The sequence below is a fragment of the Solimicrobium silvestre genome (assembly GCF_002976435.1).
GTDB classification, from domain to species: domain Bacteria; phylum Pseudomonadota; class Gammaproteobacteria; order Burkholderiales; family Burkholderiaceae_D; genus Solimicrobium; species Solimicrobium silvestre.
Genome location: NZ_PUGF01000007.1, coordinates 190,405 through 210,618 on the forward strand (window position 1 = coordinate 190,405; position 20,214 = coordinate 210,618).

13 protein-coding genes and 1 pseudogene are annotated in these 20,214 nt (G+C 46.9%); 12 read left to right on the top strand and 2 right to left on the bottom strand.

What is annotated here, in order from left to right:
- The first annotated feature begins 38 nt into the window (after positions 1 to 38).
- The gene (gene prsT / locus S2091_RS09495) at positions 39 to 2,819 is read left to right on the top strand and encodes an XrtA/PEP-CTERM system TPR-repeat protein PrsT (protein ID WP_207769667.1); all 2,781 of its coding nucleotides are present in this window, start codon (positions 39 to 41) and stop codon (positions 2,817 to 2,819) included.
- Positions 2,820 to 3,193: 374 nt separating this feature from the next.
- Here prsT and S2091_RS09500 read toward each other — a convergent pair whose 3' ends face one another.
- A complete protein-coding gene (locus S2091_RS09500) occupies positions 3,194 to 3,826 on the bottom strand; it encodes an XrtA/PEP-CTERM system exopolysaccharide export protein (RefSeq protein WP_105531562.1) in 633 nt (210 codons plus the stop codon).
- A 496-nt stretch (positions 3,827 to 4,322) separates the two neighbouring features.
- On the opposite strand from S2091_RS09500, the gene S2091_RS09505 reads away from it, so the two are divergent.
- The 10 genes from S2091_RS09505 to S2091_RS09550 all read left to right on the top strand — a co-directional run bounded on the left by S2091_RS09505 (position 4,323) and on the right by S2091_RS09550 (position 17,856).
- Positions 4,323 to 5,849 carry an XrtA system polysaccharide chain length determinant gene (locus S2091_RS09505; protein WP_105531563.1) on the top strand — a complete coding sequence of 509 codons (1,527 nt, stop codon included), beginning with the start codon at positions 4,323 to 4,325 and terminating at the stop codon, positions 5,847 to 5,849.
- An 80-nt stretch (positions 5,850 to 5,929) separates the two neighbouring features.
- Positions 5,930 to 6,853, top strand: a complete 924-nt coding sequence (locus S2091_RS09510) for an XrtA-associated tyrosine autokinase (protein ID WP_243405375.1) — start codon at positions 5,930 to 5,932, stop codon at positions 6,851 to 6,853.
- Positions 6,834 to 8,573, top strand: coding sequence for a TIGR03016 family PEP-CTERM system-associated outer membrane protein (locus tag S2091_RS09515; protein ID WP_105531564.1), 1,740 nt, complete (start codon positions 6,834 to 6,836; stop codon positions 8,571 to 8,573). The genes S2091_RS09510 and S2091_RS09515 overlap by 20 nt, the downstream gene beginning before the upstream one ends.
- Positions 8,574 to 8,583: 10 nt before the next feature.
- Positions 8,584 to 9,582, top strand: a complete 999-nt coding sequence (locus S2091_RS09520; RefSeq protein ID WP_105531565.1) for an XrtA/PEP-CTERM system-associated ATPase — start codon at positions 8,584 to 8,586, stop codon at positions 9,580 to 9,582.
- A 2-nt stretch (positions 9,583 to 9,584) separates the two neighbouring features.
- Positions 9,585 to 10,442 carry an XrtA system polysaccharide deacetylase gene (locus tag S2091_RS09525; protein WP_105531566.1) on the top strand — a complete coding sequence of 286 codons (858 nt, stop codon included), beginning with the start codon at positions 9,585 to 9,587 and terminating at the stop codon, positions 10,440 to 10,442.
- Positions 10,439 to 11,542: a FemAB family XrtA/PEP-CTERM system-associated protein gene (locus S2091_RS09530; protein ID WP_105531567.1), complete on the top strand. Its 1,104-nt coding sequence runs from the start codon at positions 10,439 to 10,441 to the stop codon at positions 11,540 to 11,542. The genes S2091_RS09525 and S2091_RS09530 overlap by 4 nt, the downstream gene beginning before the upstream one ends.
- Positions 11,539 to 12,801 carry a TIGR03087 family PEP-CTERM/XrtA system glycosyltransferase gene (locus S2091_RS09535; RefSeq protein ID WP_243405376.1) on the top strand — a complete coding sequence of 421 codons (1,263 nt, stop codon included), beginning with the start codon at positions 11,539 to 11,541 and terminating at the stop codon, positions 12,799 to 12,801. The genes S2091_RS09530 and S2091_RS09535 overlap by 4 nt, the downstream gene beginning before the upstream one ends.
- 1 nt (position 12,802) lies before the next feature.
- Entirely contained in the window at positions 12,803 to 14,359 is a 1,557-nt protein-coding gene (gene xrtA / locus S2091_RS09540) for an exosortase A (protein WP_243405377.1), read from the top strand.
- A 9-nt stretch (positions 14,360 to 14,368) separates the two neighbouring features.
- Complete coding sequence (locus S2091_RS09545; RefSeq protein WP_105531569.1) at positions 14,369 to 15,556, top strand: TIGR03088 family PEP-CTERM/XrtA system glycosyltransferase; 1,188 nt, start codon at positions 14,369 to 14,371, stop codon at positions 15,554 to 15,556.
- 404 nt (positions 15,557 to 15,960) lie between these two features.
- Entirely contained in the window at positions 15,961 to 17,856 is a 1,896-nt protein-coding gene (locus tag S2091_RS09550; protein ID WP_105531570.1) for an XrtA/PEP-CTERM system amidotransferase, read from the top strand.
- A gap of 102 nt (positions 17,857 to 17,958) precedes the next feature.
- On the opposite strand, the pseudogene S2091_RS09555 reads toward S2091_RS09550, so the two are convergent.
- Positions 17,959 to 18,672: pseudogene (locus S2091_RS09555) on the bottom strand (IS6 family transposase).
- Positions 18,673 to 19,745: 1,073 nt separating this feature from the next.
- Here S2091_RS09555 and S2091_RS24025 point away from each other — a divergent pair.
- A complete protein-coding gene (locus S2091_RS24025) occupies positions 19,746 to 19,910 on the top strand; it encodes a hypothetical protein (protein ID WP_165794959.1) in 165 nt (54 codons plus the stop codon).
- The last annotated feature ends 304 nt before the right edge of the window (positions 19,911 to 20,214 follow it).

The following is a 20,214-nucleotide window of genomic DNA, read 5'->3' on the forward strand; positions in this document are numbered from 1 at the left end:
CAGTCAAAAGGGGTAAAAATATGTCACTCAATAGAATTGTGCAAACAAGTGCAAAAGTGCTTCCCGTTGCCTTGCTTTTGATCTTCGGCCTAACCGCATGCAATAAATTTAGAAGCGCTGAAAAGTTCATTGCAGATGCCAAAAGCTATGAGCAGAAAGGAGATCACAAGGCAGCCGTAATCCAGCTTAAAAATGCGCTGCAAAAAGACCCTAATAATTCTAGCGCTCGCCTCCTGCTCGGAACCATCTATATCGAAACAGGCGAAGCCGCTTCGGCTGAGAATGAACTCCGTAAAGCAGCCAGCCTGGGAGTGAAGAAAGACCAGGTACTGCCACTGCTGGCAAAGTCTTTATTATTGCAGAGCCAATTCAAGAAAGTATTGAGCGAAACCGACCAGGCGACCAATCTCAACGCCGATCCAGACATGCTAACTATGCGCGGCAACGCCTTACTAGGGTTGAGACAATATAGTGAAGCCAAGGATGCTTATGAACTAGCACTCAAGGCACAAGCCGACTACCCAGCTGCACTGATCGGACTTTCTAAGCAAGCCTATTTCGAGAAAGACATTGCAGGGGCGAACAAGTATGCCGACCTTGCTACCAGCAAGAACTCCAAAAGCATCGAAGCCTGGATATTCAAGGGTGACTTATTGCGCATGCAAAGCCAACCGGATTTGGCGCTGTTAGCCTATGGGGAAGCATTGAAACTGCAAGCAGACAATTCAACGGCGTTAATCGAAAAAGCCAATGTAGAAATCAGCATGAAGAAATTTGCTGAAGCGCAGGCCGATATTCTGGCGGCAAAGAAAGCCAACCCAGGGAATCTGGTCGCCATCTACACCCAAGCACTGCTCGATTTCAGCCAGGGCAAAAATAAAGAGGCGCTTGAATCTCTTCAACAAGTACAAAAAAGTGCGCCTAAGTACATGCCGGCAATCTTATTGACGGGCGCTGTGCAGTTCGCACTAGGATCAACCAAACAATCCGAAGTCTACTTACAAAAATACCTGGAAGGAAACCCAGGCAGTGTGTATGCACAAAAAATGCTGGCCGCCAGCCAGCTCAAAAACGGACAAGCGGATAAAGCCCTGGAAACCCTGGATGCAACGTTAAAAGACGACAGCATTCAAGACAATCAATTATTTGCCATTGCAGGTGACGCGGCAACCCGTACTAGAAATTACACCAAGGCAAACGAATACTTCGAAAAAGCGATCGCTTTAGCTCCGGAAAATGCCAATTACCACTCCGCACTGGCCGTCAGCAAACTCAGCATGGGCGACAACGACAGAGCTATTTCCGAGCTGGAAACAGCCACAACATTAAACAACAAGTCCTCATCCTCCTCCAAATCTGGCGTGCTGTTAGTCATGACTTATATGCACCTGCAAGATTTTGACAAGGCGCTAACTACGATTAAGGCGCTAGAAAAAGATCAGCCTGAAAACCCCATGCTGAAAAACCTGACAGGCGGCATTTATTTGAATAAAAATGACAAGGCGAATGCGAGAGCAAATTTTGAAAAAGCGCTAGCGTTGCAACCTACTTACTTTCCAGCAAGTTTCAACCTTGCCAGCATGGATATCCGGGAAAAAAAATTTGATGAGGCAAAAAAAAGAATTATGTCCATGCTGAGTAAAGACAACAAAAATCTTCAGGTAAATCTCGCACTAGCCGGTTTAGCGCAACTACAAGGCAACAAAGAGGAAACAAAAAAGTGGCTGGAAAAGGCGCATGAAGAACATCCAGAATCTCTACAGGCGGCCCAGATACTCATTACATACTATCTAGGTACACAAGATAAGCAAAAAGCACTGACAATGGCCAAGAATTTACAAACGTCAAATCCTGAGAACCGGGGATATCTTAATTTGCTGGCTCAAACCCAAGAAATGGCCGATGACAAACAGGGTGCAGTAGCAAGTTTCACGATGCTTGCGGCATTACGGCCCAATTCGCCTGATGAGCAATTCCGCGTGGCAGTTGCATACATCTCCATAGGCAAAGAAACTGAAGCAATTGACGCACTGAAAAAAACCCTTAGATTAGATCCAAAGTTCCTCAAAGCACAAATCGCTATGGCAGGTATTCAAACTAAACATGGCGATTTTGAGCTAGCTTTACAATTCGCTCAGCAAGTACAGAAACAAAGTCCAAAAGGACCAGAAGGTTACGTGATGGAGGGCGACATTCTCATGGCCAAGAAAAAGCCTGAGCTTGCAGTAAAAGCATATGAAACTGCGTACAACCTGAGCAAACACGGCCCAATGCTGGTTAAACTGCACTATGCGCTGGTTCAAAATGGAAAAGATAAAGAAGCCGATGCAAAAGTATTACAGTGGCTGAAAGACAACCCCACTGACCTCAGTACACGACTGTATTTGGCAATATATTGGCTCGGTTCACAGAAAAGCAAATTACCCGCCATTGAACAATTTCAGATTATCTTAAAGAACGATCCGAATAATTTGGTCGCGCTAAATAATCTGGCTTGGGCATACGACCAGGAAAAAAATCCGCAGGCATTGCAGTACGCAGAAAAATCGTATCAAATCGCGGCGGGTAACCCTCAAATTCTGGATACCTATGGCTGGATACTGGTAGAAAAAGGCGAAGTCGCACGCGGCCTGCCGATGTTACAGCAAGCCGCCAAAATAATTCCTGCTGAGAGCGAAGTGCGATATCACCTGGCATTTGCACTAGCCAAATCAGGGGAAAAAGATAAGGCCAGAAAGGAACTGGAACAAATTACAGCTGGCAAAGACTTCCCGAATATGAAAGAAGCCAAGAGCTTATTGGTGCAGATGTCCTTGTAAATGGGGGGGGGGTGATAGCTAATAAGATTTATATAAAATAATCTGATTGGGTACCATCCTCATAGAGAATTAAAATAGCTCAAGCAAGAAGTTATAGGTTCAACACGTGGCATCACGACCTTACACATCGTCACTCTTGCGTAGGCGGGAACCTAGTTGCACGCGAGTGCTGGCAATGATAATGAAGGCTTCAGATACTTATTCCATCACCAAATCATCAACAATCGCATTGTTTATTTAACGATTTACCGCATCAATCCTGGACTCCCGCCTACGCGGGAGTGACGGTTTCTGAAGATAGTAATTAATCAAAAAATAAAGGCCTCAACGAGGCCTTTATTTTTATCTCAATTTACTACGACACAAATAACGACTTAGAAGAAGCTTTGCGGGATAACCAATATATCACCTGGAAGCACTGGCATATTTGCTGAAATATCACCATCTTTAAGTAAGTCATTTAAGCGCACACTCAATTTTTGCTGCTTGCCATCAACAGTACGCACAATGCTCGCCTTATTACCTGCTGCAAAATCGGTCATACCGCCGACAGCAATCAATACATCCATCAGCGACATACCCTGACGATAGGCCAACGCTTGTGGCTTGGCAGCTTGCCCTATTACGCGTATCTGTTCTGCATAGGGCCCGCTAAACATGGTCACAATCACCGTCACGACCGGTTGCTGAATAAATTTGGCCAGGGCCTTTTCGATGTCGCGTGCCAGCTGCGAAGGAGTCTTGCCATTAGCGACAATATCTTCAACCAGTGGAGTTGTAATTTTACCGTCTGGACGTACAGGCACGACCATCGACACCTCTGGGTTGCGCCAGACAATTACGTTGACCGTATCGCCGGCACCTATCAGGTAATCATTATTTGATGCCTGTACATCAGTACTACCCGGGGGATTCACGTTCGTAGCACATCCGCCGAGGCAGATGATGCAGACAGCCAATGATAGGCAGGCAAGCCAGTTCAGCGTATTTAGACGTAGCGTATTCACTTGAATTCCCTATTCGCGATGAGATCGGGCGCAGGACAAATTGACAACCTGTCTTACACTCAATTTAAGTTAACAAGAAGAAATAAAGTTACCACCAACTAGATGAAATGCAACGATGCACTAACAAAAACTAACACTCATCAACTATAAATATTTTTAGGCGAAAACAATTCATAAATCAATGTTTCCAGACTGGATTAAGATATGCTAATGTGAAACACACTATGCTACAGCCTCGATTTTTTTTCACCCAAATTCAGTAATTCGTTGATAATTTACAACAAATTAACTTACATTGTTTTACAGCAGCCATCATAATTTTACGAATCAATTTTGTTTTATACATATGGTAAAACCAAGCTAGAGCTACGTTTTTTTTGTTTTTCTGCATCAATGAAATGTTATTAATATCTGAATAAAACATTCAACTATCTCAAATAAACTGGTAAGTTATGCGTTGTATTTAACGCTGTTCATACACATGGGAGTTTGTCGCATGGGGGATCAGGTAAAACAACTACAGTCTCTATTCAGGGGCGGTTGGAAGTATCGCTGGTATGCAGTAAGTATCGCGTGGCTAATTTCAGTCATCGGCTTTGTCGTCATTTACAAATTGCCAGACAACTACCAGTCGTCAGCCAGGGTTTTTGTCGACACGCAGAGTATATTAAAGCCGCTGCTTTCCGGGATGACCAGTGTTCCCAATGTGGAACAACAAGTTTCCATCATGAGCCGCACTCTGTTGAGTCGCCCTAATATTGAGCGCGTCATGCGCATGGTTGATCTGGACTTAACCACCAACAATGGCAAAGACCGCGAAAAATTAATAGATACGTTAGTCTCGTCCATCAAAATTAGCAGCACCACACAAAACGATATCTACAGCATTACCTATAACGACGAAAGTCCCAAGGTCGCCAAGGATGTAGTCCAATCACTATTGACCATCTTTGTTGAAGGTAGTCTCGGCGACGAAAGACAGGATTCCGAAAAGGCTATTCTGTTTATCGATAATCAAATCAAAATTTACGAAGAAAAACTGGCAGCGGCAGAGAATGCCCTCAAAGAATTTAAGCTTAAAAATATCGGACTGCTACCTCGCCAAGGTACGGATTCCGGCAGCAAGTTAATGGATATCACCGAAAACCTGAATCAATCCAGACTGGAATTGGCTGAAGCTGAACAAGGGCGAGACGCGATCAAGAAACAAATCGCCAGCATAGAATTACCACCAAAAACCGATGAGACACCGGTAGCGGTACCTAATCCAGAAATAGATGATCGCATTCAGTCAGTAACCAAAAACCTTGACTCCTTACGCTTGCAATTTACTGAAGAACATCCCGACATCATCTCGTCCAAGCGCTTGCTGGCTCAGTTACAAGCTCGCAAACAAGAAGAAGCAAAAATGAAGAAGCCAGAAGCGGCTAATCTTTCAGCTAACCCCTTGTTCCAGCAATTAAAAGTATCTTTAGCGGCCGCCGAAGCCAAGGTGGCTTCCATGCACGCAAGGGTTGAAGAATATTCCTCGCGCAGCGCGCGGCTTAAAGCATTAACGGTTGCCGGTCCAGAAGTTGAATCGCAATTAGCCCAGCTTAATCGCGACTACCTGATCAACAAAGAAAATTATGAAAAACTCGTTGCCAGCAGAGAGTCGGCAAAAATTTCCAGCGACTTGAGCGCAACGACCCAGATGATGACGTTCCGGGTTATTGATCCTCCAACGGCGCCGCTATCACCGGTTGGGCCAAATCGCTTGAAATTATTTTCTATTATTTTCGTCGCGGCATTAATACTAGGCGTACTAGGGTCTGTATTGATGAGCAAAATCAGGCCAACTTTCCTCACTCAATTTGATTTAGTCGAAGCTACTGGTTTAACCATTCTTGGATCTGTTTCAATGAATTGGACCGAGCTTGAAAAGGTCAGGCGCAAGCGCAGTATGTATGCATTTGTGCTCTCTTTCTTTGTGCTTCTGGTGTTTTACTCTGCAATGATGACCACGATCTACATCAGCACTTAGTGGTTACTTAATGGCACGACTCAGGGAAATGCAATTTAGCTTTATTTACGTCGGAAATTTAAACGGAATTTGGAGTTAGCGTGAGCATAATTGAAAAAGCGATTAATAGACTTGATCATGGCAAAGCAGTAGCACCGGATACTGTCCAGCTTGAACCAAAGCACCTAGCCGAACCAGAGAAAGAACCGACACCAGCAGTAACAACAACGACTATTCCTGAAGCAGCAGCGCCCTCGCAAGTTCACTTTTTAGGGGGGAAACGCACCTCAAGAATGATTGAGATAGATCTGGCTCAATTACATCAGCTTGGCATGGTCACGCCCGATGCCGAACGTAGTGTGATTGCTGAAGAGTTTCGCCGGATTAAACGCCCGTTGATTGAAAAAACATTTAATGCCAACGCTGCCGCACTGAAACACGGCAATCTGATCATGGTCGCCAGCTCCCTGCCCGGCGAAGGAAAAACGTTCTGCGCGGTAAACCTTGCAATTAGTATCGCGATGGAATTAGATCACACCGTTTTGTTAGTTGATGCCGACGTGGCTCGCCCTTCCGTGCCGCGCTATTTGAGTGTTGTTCAGAACCAGGATGCCAGCACTATCGGCTTGATGGACGTATTACTAGATGACAAACTCGATCTCGCTGATGCGATGTTAAGAACTAACATCGATACGTTAACCATACTAAGAGCCGGACGTAGTCACAAACGCGCTACCGAGTTGCTAGCCAGCCAGGCGATGAGCCGATTGTTAGATGAAATTTCCAGCCGTTATCCTGAACGTATCGTTATTTTTGATTCCCCGCCCTTACTGTTAAGTACTGAGGCCAGAGTACTTGCCAGCCAAATGGGGCAAATTGTGCTGGTGGTCGAAGCGGAGTCGACCACACAATACGCAGTCAAAGAAGTATTACGTCAATTGCAGTCGCAAAAAAATATAACATTGCTCTTTAACAAAGTTAAAGCTTTTGCAGGCGAGGAATACTATGGTAGCTATTATGGCTAAACAGTCGATGGGCAAAAAGAGTCGCTTGTATACCTTATTGGCTGCGGCTTTTGTCGCACCTCTATCGCTAGGATTGCCGAGTTTTGCGCAAACTAATCCGCAAACTGGTGGAGGAACAACTAACGGGACACCTGCCGCGACAGTTAATGGGCAAGCTAATGGCGGAACAACTAGCGGGACAACAGCAGCGAATGCGCAGGCAAATGAGGAGACATCTAACGGGGCAAGTACGCCGACAGTTAATGCGCAAGCAAGAGGCTGGACCATTACACCGTCAGTTAATTTATCCGAAACCTATACGGACAATGTCAAGTTACAGCCCGCAGGCCAGGCAACCAGCGCATTCATTACAGAAGTTGCGCCGGGAATCGACATAACAGCGGCCACCCGGCGGTTAAAACTGGACTTGGATTACGCAGTACAAAATTTGCATTACTCTGGCGATGATCTGGGCAACGAACGCACCAATCAACAACTGAATGCCAAGTCCAAACTAGACCTGATTGATAACTTTTTTTATATCGACGGCACCGCCAACATCAGTCAACAAAACCAAACGCCATTCGGACCGGATACTACCAATAATTTAAACCTGTCGGATAACCGGGTAACCATCAGAACGTACAGCCTCTCCCCCTATTTGCATGAGACGTTTCAGCAGACGGCCACCGGTGAGCTGCGTTACTCGCGTGACTCGGTTGCTACCAGTCTAAGTGGCCTGACAAACAGCACGGCCGATACAATTCAAGCATCGCTAAAAAGCGGCAGTGCTTTCAAAGCCTTCAATTGGGACTTCGAGAGCAGCGATCAAAAGATTCATTACACCGATGAATCCGACATTGAGATGCAGAGCAACATACTTAATTTTGGCTATCATTTTTCGTCCCAGTTTGAATTGACTGGTGACGCAGGGTATGAAAAAAACAACTATGTTGCACTGAACAGTGAGGCACCTGCGGGAACAACATGGTCAGGTGGCTTTGCATGGACGCCGTCGGACAGAACCAATGTTGCTGCCAGCGTAGGCAAACACTATTACGGCAATTCCTATATGTTTTCGCTAAACCAGCGTACTCGCGCTACGGTCTGGACCTTGGGCTACAACGAAAGTATTACCACAACACGCTCCCAGTATTTGCTTCCTGTCACCACGAATACCTCTGCTTTACTCAACTCACTGTGGCAGGCTAGCATACCTGACGCGGCTCAGAGGCAGCAGGCTGTTAATGCATTTATTCAAGAGAATGGCCTACCAAGCGCACTGAATTCTTCGGTCAACACGCTAGCGAATCAAGTATTCTTGCAAAAAAGTTTGTTAGGATCGGTTGCGATTACCGGCGCCCAAAATACTGTGATGCTTAATCTATTCAATATCCAGCGCGATGCGCAATCAGTGAGCATCGTTGACGATACCGGCTTACTTGGCAACACGAATCAGGCATTGCTGAACAACACGCGACAAACTGGTGCTAACGCATTATGGAGCGTCAAATTCGGCCCACGGACTGATGCCAGCATCATGACAGGCTACACAAGAGCCGTATCGAACAGTACGGGAATTACTTACAACAACAAGTCAACAACGCTCACGTTTAGCCATCAATTACAACCAAAGCTGAAAGCCATGCTGGAACTCATGCGACTACAAAATGATTCCAATGTGAGCACCGGCGATTTTAAGGAAAATGCCATTTCGGTTTTCCTCCTACTCGGCTTTTGATAGGTATTCGATGTACGAAACATTTTATGGCTTTAATGCCAAACCATTCCAGCTAAAACCCGACCCACGCTTTTTCTTTGGCAGCAAGGGTCACAATCGTGCGATGGCCTATCTTGAATATGGGATATCGCAAGGTGAAGGTTTTATTGTCATAACCGGCGAAATTGGCGCGGGTAAAACCACGCTCATGCGTAACCTATTCTGCGAGTTAAAGTCGGAGAACATCGTCGCTGCGCAGATCGTCAATACCCATGTCGGCTCCGACGACATACTCAGACTAGTCGCCGCCGCTTTTGGGCTCGAATATGAAAACGCCACCAAAGCAACCTTGCTGCACCGCGTTGAGCAATTTCTTAAGCAATGCGACAGGCAGGGAAAACGTGCTTTGCTGGTCGTCGATGAAGCGCAAAACTTGACTCCGCGGGCAGTAGAAGAATTGCGTATGCTGTCCAATTTTTATACCGAAGACAAATCCCTGCTGCAAACGTTCTTGCTAGGCCAGCCGGAATTCAGACGTGTCTTGCTAAGCGAAGACATGGAACAATTACTGCAAAGGGTGATTGCCAGCTACCACCTTGGCCCACTTGATATTGGAGAAACCCAATCGTATATCGAACACCGGCTACAAACAGTGGGCTGGAAAGGTAATCCAACCATCAGCACCGAAGCTTTTTCTGCAATTTATAGCTACACCGGCGGCATTCCAAGAAAGATCAATTCCTTGTGTGATCGTATGTTTCTGATGGGTTACATCGAAGAGTTGCAGGCTTTTGACGAATCCGAAGTCAATCAAGTCATTGCCGACATCAAACAAGAATTTAAACTACCGCCAGAAAAGGTTGAAATTCCCGTCAACTTAACTGCGCTAGGCTTGAAAGACTCCTACGCCTACTCTAACGCTGAAAATATGGATGACAGGATGGCCAGGATGGAGCGATCAATTAGTTCCGTTATTGACGCCTTGAAGAAAATGTTGCCGTCTTCAAAGATGAATAACTCCCCCGACTAGGTATGAACTCACCTGCCACGAAGCCCATTTGTAACGCGATGACGATCGACGTGGAAGATTATTTCCAAGTATCGGCATTTGCCAACCACATTTCTCGCGACAGCTGGCCTTCGCAAACCTGCCGCGTCGAACGCAATGTAGATTTGATTTTAGGCTTGCTCGATGCGGCACAAGTTAACGCCACATTTTTCACATTAGGCTGGATCGCAGAACGCTATCCGGCCATGATAAAAAAAATCGTCGCGGGCGGCCATGAATTAGCCAGCCACGGCTACGGACACTTACGCGTTTCCGATCAGTCTGAAGCGGAATTCATGGAAGATATCAGCAGCAGCAAACATCTGTTAGAAGATTTAGGCGGGCAAAAAATACTTGGCTATCGCGCACCGAGTTTTTCAATCGGTACCAAAAACCTGTGGGCTCTAGATACGTTGCTTAAAGCAGGCTATCGCTACAGCTCCAGCATTTATCCAATCAAACATGACCACTATGGCATGCCAGATGCACCGCGTTTTGCGTTCTACCCGAACGGTGCCGATGGCCTGCTGGAGCTGCCGATTACCACCGTGCGTATTATGCAAAGAAACTACCCAGCTGGCGGCGGCGGTTTTTTTCGTTTATTACCGTACCCAATATCCCATTGGCTGATACAGCGGGTTAACCAGCAAGACAAACAGCCGGGTATTTTTTATTTCCACCCTTGGGAAGTCGACCCAGATCAGCCGCGTCAACAAAATATTGGGCTAAAAACCCGCTTTCGCCATTATGTAAACCTGTCCCGCACCGAATCGCGATTAAAGTCATTGACGCGCGATTTCAAATGGGGTCGCATGGATAAAATTTTTTTGACAAAATCATGAATACCGTCACTGAAAACGCACTCCAAAGCTTTAGCGCTCCTGATAGCGATCTTGACAGGGCTGCCAATAGCGCCCCGCTTATTATCAAACTCATGCAAGCAAACGACACGCAACGTTGGGACGAGTTTGTGCAGCGCTGCCCGGATGCTACTTTTTTTCATCGGGCCGGATGGCAATCCGTAATAGAACGTGCGTTCGGACATAGAACATGGTTTTACTACGCTGAGTCCGGCGATGAAATCATCGGCGTTTTACCGTTGGCGGAGATCAAGAGCGCTTTATTTGGTCATTCACTTTGCTCGCTGCCCTTTTGCGTGTACGGCGGTGTCGCCAGTGAATCTTCGGCGGCCAAGCTTGCATTAACGCAGAAAGCCCAAGAGCTGGCGGCGTTGTTAAAGGTTGGTTATCTGGAGTACCGCAATATTCAACCGCAAAACCCGTCTTGGCACGGCAAAGATCTGTATGTTACGTTCCGCAAGGAAATCGATCCTGATGAAGAAAAAAATATGCTGGCGATTCCACGCAAACAAAGGGCGATGGTACGCAAAGGAATCAAGGCTGAATTACACAGTGAACTTGATCAAGGCATAGAGCGCTTCTTCCATGCTTACGCCAGCAGCGTACACAGACTAGGTACACCCGTTTTATCCAAACAATTCTTCCGATTATTGAAAGAAGTATTCGCTGAGGATTGTGAGGTGCTGACGATCACTAAAGACAGCCGGGTCATTGCTAGCGTCATGAGTTTTTACTTCAGAGATGAAGTGCTTCCGTATTACGGTGGCGGTACTGCCGAAGCCCGTGAAGTCGCGGGCAATGATTTTATGTATTGGGAACTGATGCGCCGCGCCTGCGCCAGAGGCTATAAAATTTTCGATTTCGGGCGCAGCAAGCGCGGCACCGGCTCCTTCGATTTCAAAAAAAACTGGGGCTTTGAACCGCAACCGCTGTATTACGAATATCAATTGCACGCATCAAACGCGGTTCCCGACAACAATCCCCTGAATCCGAAGTACCAACTATTCATCAAAATGTGGCAGCGCTTGCCCTTGTCGGTAGCTAATTTCATTGGGCCGCACATTGTGAAGAATCTGGGATGAGGGACAAGATGACTAAGCCAGCCAAGGAAAATTTGCTGCTGCTGGTGCACCGTATTCCCTTTCCTCCGAACAAGGGGGACAAAATACGCTCCTTCCATTTACTGAAACACTTGCTTCTCAACTATCAGGTGCATCTGGGTTGTTTTATTGATGACGACAACGACAGGCAGTATGTAAATACCGTCAAAGAAATGTGCGGCGAGTCCTATTTCGGTGCACTACATCCGCTCAAAGCAAAAGTGCGCAGCCTCGGCGCGCTGCTGTCAAATCGCCCGCTCTCGCTGGATTACTACCGCGATAAGCAAATGCAAGAATGGGTCGACGCCACCTTGAGCAAACATCAGATACAGCGGGTCGTGGTGTTTTCATCGGCAATGGCGCAATTTATAGAACATGTAACTCAGGCACGGCGAGTCATTGACTTCGTCGACGTAGATTCAGACAAATGGCTGCAATACGCGGGCAAAAAAATCTGGCCGATGAGCTGGCTTTACCAAAGAGAAGGTACACAGTTACTCAACTACGAACGCAGGGTGGCGCGGGAATGTGACGTATCCCTTTTCGTTTCCGAAACAGAAGCCAACCTATTCAAACGCCTGGCACCTGAAAGTAGCGCAAAGATCGATTTTTTTAACAACGGTGTTGACACTGACTATTTCTCACCCGAGTTAACACATGCTAATCCCTACAACGCAGGTCAGCAGGTTATCGTTTTCACTGGCGCAATGGATTATTGGCCGAATATCGACGCAGTCCAATGGTTCGCACAAGAAGTACTCCCGCTGATACGTGAACGCAACCCAACGGCCTGTTTCTACATCGTCGGAACACGACCGAGTGACGCAGTAAAAAATCTGACCCGGCAACCGGGAGTACACGTAACCGGTTCAGTCCCCGACGTGCGCCCTTACCTTGCACACGCACGCGTTGTCGTTGCGCCATTGCGTATCGCACGCGGTATCCAGAACAAAGTATTAGAAGCGATGGCGATGGCCAAAACGGTACTGGTATCCGCTCAGGCGTTAGAAGGAATTGAAGCGGAGCTTGGCCGTGATTTATTAATGGCGCAGAACGCGGCGCAATTTGCGGGCTATGCCTGTCTGGTTTTGGACGGCAAACAGGAAGAGCTGGGGTCGGCTGCGCGCGCCAAAGTGCTGGCACGTTATAACTGGACAGCTAATCTGTCCCGTGTTGATGCATTGCTTGACCCGGATAGAAGTGAATCTTCCAACATAAATTCACAAGAGCAAAGGTACTAATGTGGACGCCGCAATAAAAATTGAAGCTAATTACTGGAAAATATTAGCTAAAGGATTAGCTATTGTTGCGGCATTCATTGCGCCCTTCCTGATCTATTTCAGCACCACCACCTCAATCATCTCAATCTGGAATAGCTCAGAAACGTTCGCACACGGCTATATCATCCTGCCCATCAGCCTGTGGCTAATATGGCGCCGCAGACAGGCTTTAGCGCTGCTCCCTATCCAACCGTTTTGGCCGGGTCTGGCACTAATCTTGGTAGCTGGCGCCGGATGGATGCTAGCTGATTTAGGCGATGTGCAAGTGGTGCGCCAGTACAGCTTTGTTGCGCTGCTACCGCTCACAGTCTTGGTCATACTCGGCTGGCGCATGGCGCTGACAATGGCTTTTCCTCTCTGTTTTTTAATGCTGGCCGTACCTTTCGGCGACGTGTTTATCGAACCGCTGATCAACTTCACTGCCGACTTTACCGTCGCAGCACTACAAATGACCGGCATCCCGGTGCTGCGTAATGGAACTAGCTTTTCCCTCCCAAGCGGTAACTGGCAGGTTGCCGAAGCATGTAGCGGCGTGCGCTATTTAATTTCCTCATTTACCCTCGGCTGCCTCTATGCCTACCTGACTTATCACTCATGGAAGAAGCAACTGATTTTTGTTGTCATGGCCATTATCGTTCCCATCTTCGCCAATGGCGTGCGTGCCTACCTGATCGTAATGCTGGGCCACCTGAGCGGCATGACACTGGCAGTCGGTGTAGACCATATAATCTACGGCTGGCTATTCTTCGGTCTAGTGATGTTTTTGATGTTCTGGATAGGTAATTATTGGCGCGACGATAATGATAAAGCTGGGTCGGCAATGGCGATCAATCATCTGACTGGAACAGCCGGCGCAACGACTTATCAAGTAATGGCAGCTACAGCGGCAGTTATCATTTGTCTCGCCATCTGGCCGTTGTACGCCAACTATATTACCCGTGCCAACCACAACCCCGTCATCGCCCGTTTAGATAATTTTCAGTCCGACTGGCCAAAAACCAGTTCGTTTACCGACTGGAGTCCAAGCTACCTGCCTGACAGCACAGAACTCAACCAGTCTTATGCCAAGGATGGTCATCAAATTAATTTACTGGTGAAGTACTACCGCAACCAAACCCATGACACGGCGCTCATCAGCAGCAACAACCGCATGATCCGTGACGGCGAAGAGTTGTGGATCAAGACCAGCACAATCACCCGCGATGAAAAATTTAACGGCATCAACCTAGGCGCAGCCCGTACCTTATCGGTAAGTGAAGCGCAAATCAAAAGCAGTAGCGAACATTTGCTAGTCTGGTCCTGGAATTGGATTAGCGGCCAATTCATCGTCAATAATTATCTGGGCAAAATATTACAAACCCGGGATAAATTACGAATAGCCGGCGACGATGGTGCCGCAGTAATCTTGTCGGCTCCCTATACTGAAAATCCAGAAGAAGCGCGCTTAGTATTGCGGCGGTTCCTGAGCACGAATCTGGACAGAATCGAAGCAACGCTGAATGCCAATCGAAAGCCATGAGTTGAAATCATGTCAGCAATAATCAACCCCGCACCCTTGGTAGTGCACCTTATTTTCCGTCTGGATTTTGGCGGGCTTGAGACATTACTCGTCGAGTGCGTCAACCATATTCCACCGAATCGCTATCGCCACGCAATCATTTGCCTAACTGACTTTACCGAATTTTCCAACAAAATCACACAACCAGGAGTAGAGATTTATGCGCTACATAAACCTCCAGGATTAGGGTTTGATATTCATATCGCGTTATGGAAATTATTGAGAAAATTGCGTCCAACAATTCTACACACCTACAATCTGGCGACGATAGAATATACCTTTACCGCAGCGTTAGCGGGCGTACCGATACGCATACATGCGGAACACGGGCGCGACATGGCCGACCCAGAAGGGAAAAATACCAAGCATAACTTTTTGCGCCGCCACCTAGCCCCATTAATTGATCGTTATGTACCAGTATCAAGCGACCTGCAACAATGGCTAACAAAGGTTGTGCGCATCCCCGTCGCTAAGCAATTGCTAATCAATAATGGCGTCGACACAGAAAAATTTCAGCCCAACAAATCAGTATCGATACCAGCGTCACCCTGGACATCAGAACACCTTGTTATCGGCACCGTAGGACGAATTCAAGACATCAAAAACCACAGCGGCTTAGTGCGTTCTTTTCAACGCTTGCAGCAGCTATTACCACAGCACAAAGATAGATTAAGACTCAGCATAATTGGCGATGGCCCATTGCTACCAACACTAAAAATGCAGGTAGAGGCCGCCGGTTTGAGCAATGTGGTCTGGCTACCTGGCGCACGCGCAGACGTTACCGAATTAATGCACAGCTTCACACTATTTACCTTACCGTCATTAGCCGAAGGCACACCGGTAACACTACTAGAAGCAATGGCCTGCGGCCTGCCGGTAGTAGCATCACACGTAGGCGGCATTCCAGAAGTGATTAGCGACCAAATTCATGGCAGCTTAGTACCCGCCGCTGATGAGGAAGCGCTGGCAAATGCACTTGCAAACTATATAAAGCAACCTGAGCTTGCAACACGGCATGGCGCAGCTGCATGCATCCGAATAGAACAAAAATACAGCCTGACGTCGATGTTAAATGCCTATACCAATTTGTACGATGTATTGTGCAAAGAAAAATTTAAGCATGTGCCATTAGCTCATGTAATACCCAGAGCTGATTGAAATATGTATGTGTTGTAGTTGACGTTGCCTTTGACGTTGGTTTTGACCTACCCCCACTTCTAGTTCGGCCGGTTTTTCTAAGGAAAAAAGGATCAGAAAGGTTCGTTGTTTGAGCGTAGCGAGTTTCGAACTTTTCCCTTTTTTTCTTAGAAAAATCGGGGTTTCCGAAATAGCGTGGTCGCCTTTTTTGGGTTACCTTTTTTGGCGAAGCAAAAAAGGTAACTAGCCGCCGGTGTAGCAGGGGTTTTGAGTGGCATGCCACTCACCTGCGGAACGGTCTCCGCATGCAGGCGGAGACTCCCTCCCTATAGGGATACAGGGTCTACCACCGGCCTACTGACCTTAAAAGTACCGCAGTAGCAGATTAATTTAAAAACCGACAAACTCAGGGAAACCCAAACATCATGTGCGGAATAGTAGGAATATTTGACACCCAAGGCACCAGAGAAATAAACCGTCAAACCCTAAACAAAATGAACGAAAGCCAGCACCACCGCGGCCCGGACGAAGGTGAACTGCACCTGGAAACTGCTCTAGGAATGGGCCATCGCCGCCTATCAGTAATTGATCTAGAGTCAGGCCAGCAACCCCTATTCAATGAAGACCGCAGCGTAGTAATCGTCTACAACGGCGAAATCTACAATTACCGCGAATTAATGTCCGAGCTAATCCAACTAGGCCACAAATTCCACACCCGTTCCGACACCGAAGTGGTCGTACACGCCTGGGAAGAATGGGGCGAATCCTGCGTACATCACTTCCGCGGCATGTTCGCTTTCGGCATATGGGATCGCAACCAGCAAACCCTATTCCTGGCGCGCGACCATGTAGGCGTCAAACCCATGTTCTACTCCTTACTACCAGACGGTTTTTTCGTTTTCGGCTCAGAATTAAAATCGATCATGACCTTCCCTGCCCTATCGAGAAAATTAAACCCGCAAGCGGTAGAAGACTATTTCGCCTACGGCTACATACCCGAACCAAAAACTATTTTTAACAACGCCTACAAACTCAGCCCCGGCCATCACATCACAATCAAGGTAGGAGACAACTCAGTTCAGCAAGTCAAATATTGGGACTTACCTTTTAAAACAGAACCACCAAGAAGCGAGCAAGAGATAGCGCATGAGCTAATCGATCGCTTGCGCGACTCAGTACAAAGCCAAATGGTTGCAGAAGTGCCGTTAGGCGCATTCCTGTCAGGCGGCGTTGACTCAAGCGCGGTCGTAGCAATGATGGCGCAAAAAAACAAAGAAGCCGTAAATACCTGCTCGATTGCATTTAACGACCCCGCCTATGACGAATCCCAGTTTGCCAACCAAGTCGCACAGCGCTATGAAACGACCCACCACACCAACACCGTGAGCATGGATGACTACGGCTTGATCGACACCCTGGCCCACTTATACGACGAGCCGTATTCCGACAGCTCGGCGATTCCGACTTACCGAGTTTGCCAGTTAGCGCGCAAACGAGTCACGGTGGCGTTATCCGGAGATGGCGGCGATGAAAATTTTGCCGGCTACCGCCGCTACCGCTATGCGATGGCAGAACAAAGCGTACGCTCGATACTCCCATCAGGGCTACGCAAACCGCTGTTTGGAACCCTAGGCAAACTCTATCCCAAAGCAGATTGGGCACCGCGCATGTTCCGCGCCAAAACAACTTTCGAGGCACTGGCTAACGATTTGGTAGAAGGCTATTTTCACGGCGTATCTATCATGCCGGACCGAGTGCGAGATCAATTATTCAACGACCAGTTCCGCACCGAACTGCAAGGTTACCGGGCAATTCAAGTCATGCAGGAACATGCCGCACTTGCGCCCACCGAAGACCCACTGTCGCTGATTCAGTATCTCGATTTTAAAACCTATTTACCCGGAGATATCCTAACCAAGGTCGACCGAGCCAGTATGGCGCATTCACTGGAAGTGCGCGTGCCGTTACTCGATCATACTTTTGTGGAATGGGTTTCCGGACTGCCGCCAACCATGAAGCTGCGCGGTGCTGAAGGTAAGTACATTTTCAAGAAATCGCTACAACCGTATCTGTCGGATGAAATTTTATATCGCGCTAAAAAAGGATTTTCAATCCCGCTAGCCGACTGGATTAGGGGCCCGTTACGCAGCAAAGTCAGAGCCGCCGTACTCAATCCGATGATGCTGGATACCGGGATTTTTAATGAGCCGTATTTGCACCACATGCTGGAACAACATGAATCTGGCCTCAAGGATTACAGCGCACCATTGTGGTCGTTACTGATGTTTGCTACGTTTTTGCGGGTAAGCGTTAATTCATAAGGAAATTTTTTGAAAACACCCATAAACGAGGCACTGTCAGGTTAACTTTGAAATAAATGCAGGTTAAAAATTTCGACGAAAAATACTTACTTTGGACGGCATTTATTGAAATGTGAAGCCAGAATGCACTATTTCATTCCATTGAATAAACCTCTGGCGCATGATTTCACGATAGTTTTTAACCGACAGTAAATGTCGGCCTGGGCAGAAAAATGATGCAATCGCGCTATAGCTCGCTAAGAATCGTTGGGCTTGTCCGGCTAATTTAAATCCACGCATTCGCCGTTCGCGCTCGCGGGTTGGTTAATGCGAATTCTCGGCACGATTAGTTGCGCCTTTATCTTGGACGTGTTTAACCCCAGGCATTATTTCAGCCTTGGCTGCTGCGTAGCTTCGCAATTTGTCGGTAATGATGACACGTGGAATGTAGTGCAATTTTTTGAGTAATTTGCGAAAGAACTTTTTTACGGCGTATTTATTACGACGTGGCTGAACTAAAATATCCAATATTTCACCATCTTGATCGACGGCGCGCCAAAGATAGTGTGATTTGCCGTTTATAGAAAGGTACACTTCATCAAGATGCCAGTAATCATTGGGTCTGTTTGATCGAGCGCGCAACCGTTTTGCATAGATACCACCAAATTTTTGCGACCAGTCGCGTATGGTTTCATAGAAGACGATCACACCACGTTTGCCCATCATTTCTTCAATATCACGGTAACTTAAAGAAAAACGAAAGTAGAGCCAAACACAGTGGCTGATGATTTCAGAGGGAAATCGACGACGAAAATAAAGAGGTTTTGATGAATTCATGCAACATCATAAATCGTTCTCAATTAACCTGACAGTACCTGATATTTCCATCGCAATTGCGATCTGTATCCATCGAAATTAAAAATAGTATTTTAATACGCTTTTTTGATCTAATTTTGTTGCCCATATGCATTGAATAAGCCCCAAATAACGTGATTTGCCTGCCCTAGTTTTTACACACCATACGCACCTTACAATGTGCCTTGAAACCCGCATGAAATAAGGACTTTGCTGTAAACAAAAATAGTAATAAGCTAACTTTTGTTTACAATTGATTTTAACTCACTGATTTCAAAGGATATTTTCCGCAAAAGTGTAAACACACCCATTTTTACGGGCACGCTGCGCCGTTCAAGAGACTAAAACGGCTAAACGATAAAATCAGGCAGCTGTACTTCGCCGCTAAAGGAAGCTCCCCACCCCCGACAGGGTTAGGGGAGCTTTTTTTAATTAAATAACATATCTAACAAATCAACAATCAGCCGGAGCAAGGTCAGCAACAGTTTTATATTGTTACGCTTCGATGGACGACGGCTCATGATGCATTCCTTTTCACTAGTTAAAAAAGGAAATGCATCCACGAAATAAAGTCGCCGACCTTGCAATGCAAATGGTGGCGTCAGCCTATCCTGCGTTAGATCCGCAGGATTAGTATTACTAATTATTTAAATGTAAATTTATTGAGAGTTGTTCGCACGGAAGTTGGACAATCGCATCGTTGCAATGCAAGCGGCTCGAAGAGCCTATCCTGCATTAGATGCAGCAGAATTAGTATTACTAATTTTCAGACGGGTCTCGGGGCGTTAGCCCTGAGCAAGAGGAAAGGTAAAAATGCGAAGGGGGACGAAGGCCACCAAGCAGTTTTTACCGGTGTATGTGCGCGGCTTGTCGCGTATATACATTCCATATCCTGTCCTCTAGGTGTCTGGGTAGTTAGTATGCTCTCGAGTATGCGCTCAAGTATATGCTGGCGTGTAGGCTGGAGTGAATGATTTAGTGAACGCTGGTGTGGACAAGCGACCAATCCATGTACGGTTTTAAGGTTAATTTTATTAATGCAAAAGGAGTGAACTATGTTGATGTCAGCGGCGGATGTGGCGTTCATGAAGGGAGAGGCTGCGGCGCGGCCGGGAGACGGGCCAGACATGGCCTTGGTGCGTGCCAGCGAGTATGGGTATATCGTACCAGGTGCGCAACGGACGGCGTTTGTGCAGGGGTTCTTGCTGGCGATTGGCTAAGCGATAAACACATTAGATTCCGCGGCTTCTCTTCGCCGCTAAAAAAAACCACTCCTATCCAGTAGCTACTGGAGGGAGCGGCTTTTTTATTATTTAAAAGAGAAAGAATATTATTGCAGCGTTAAGGCTCGTCACTTGGCGCATTACGCTATGCTAATGACACCCTACATTACACCTTAATGAAATGGACTCCACCCTCCTGAAAACGGCATCATAATGTGCCTAGCGAGCCAGGTGGGCTGGCAAGCGACAATCAAGAGAAGGAGTCCGAAATGGATACTACCGTAAAAATGATTGGTTTGGA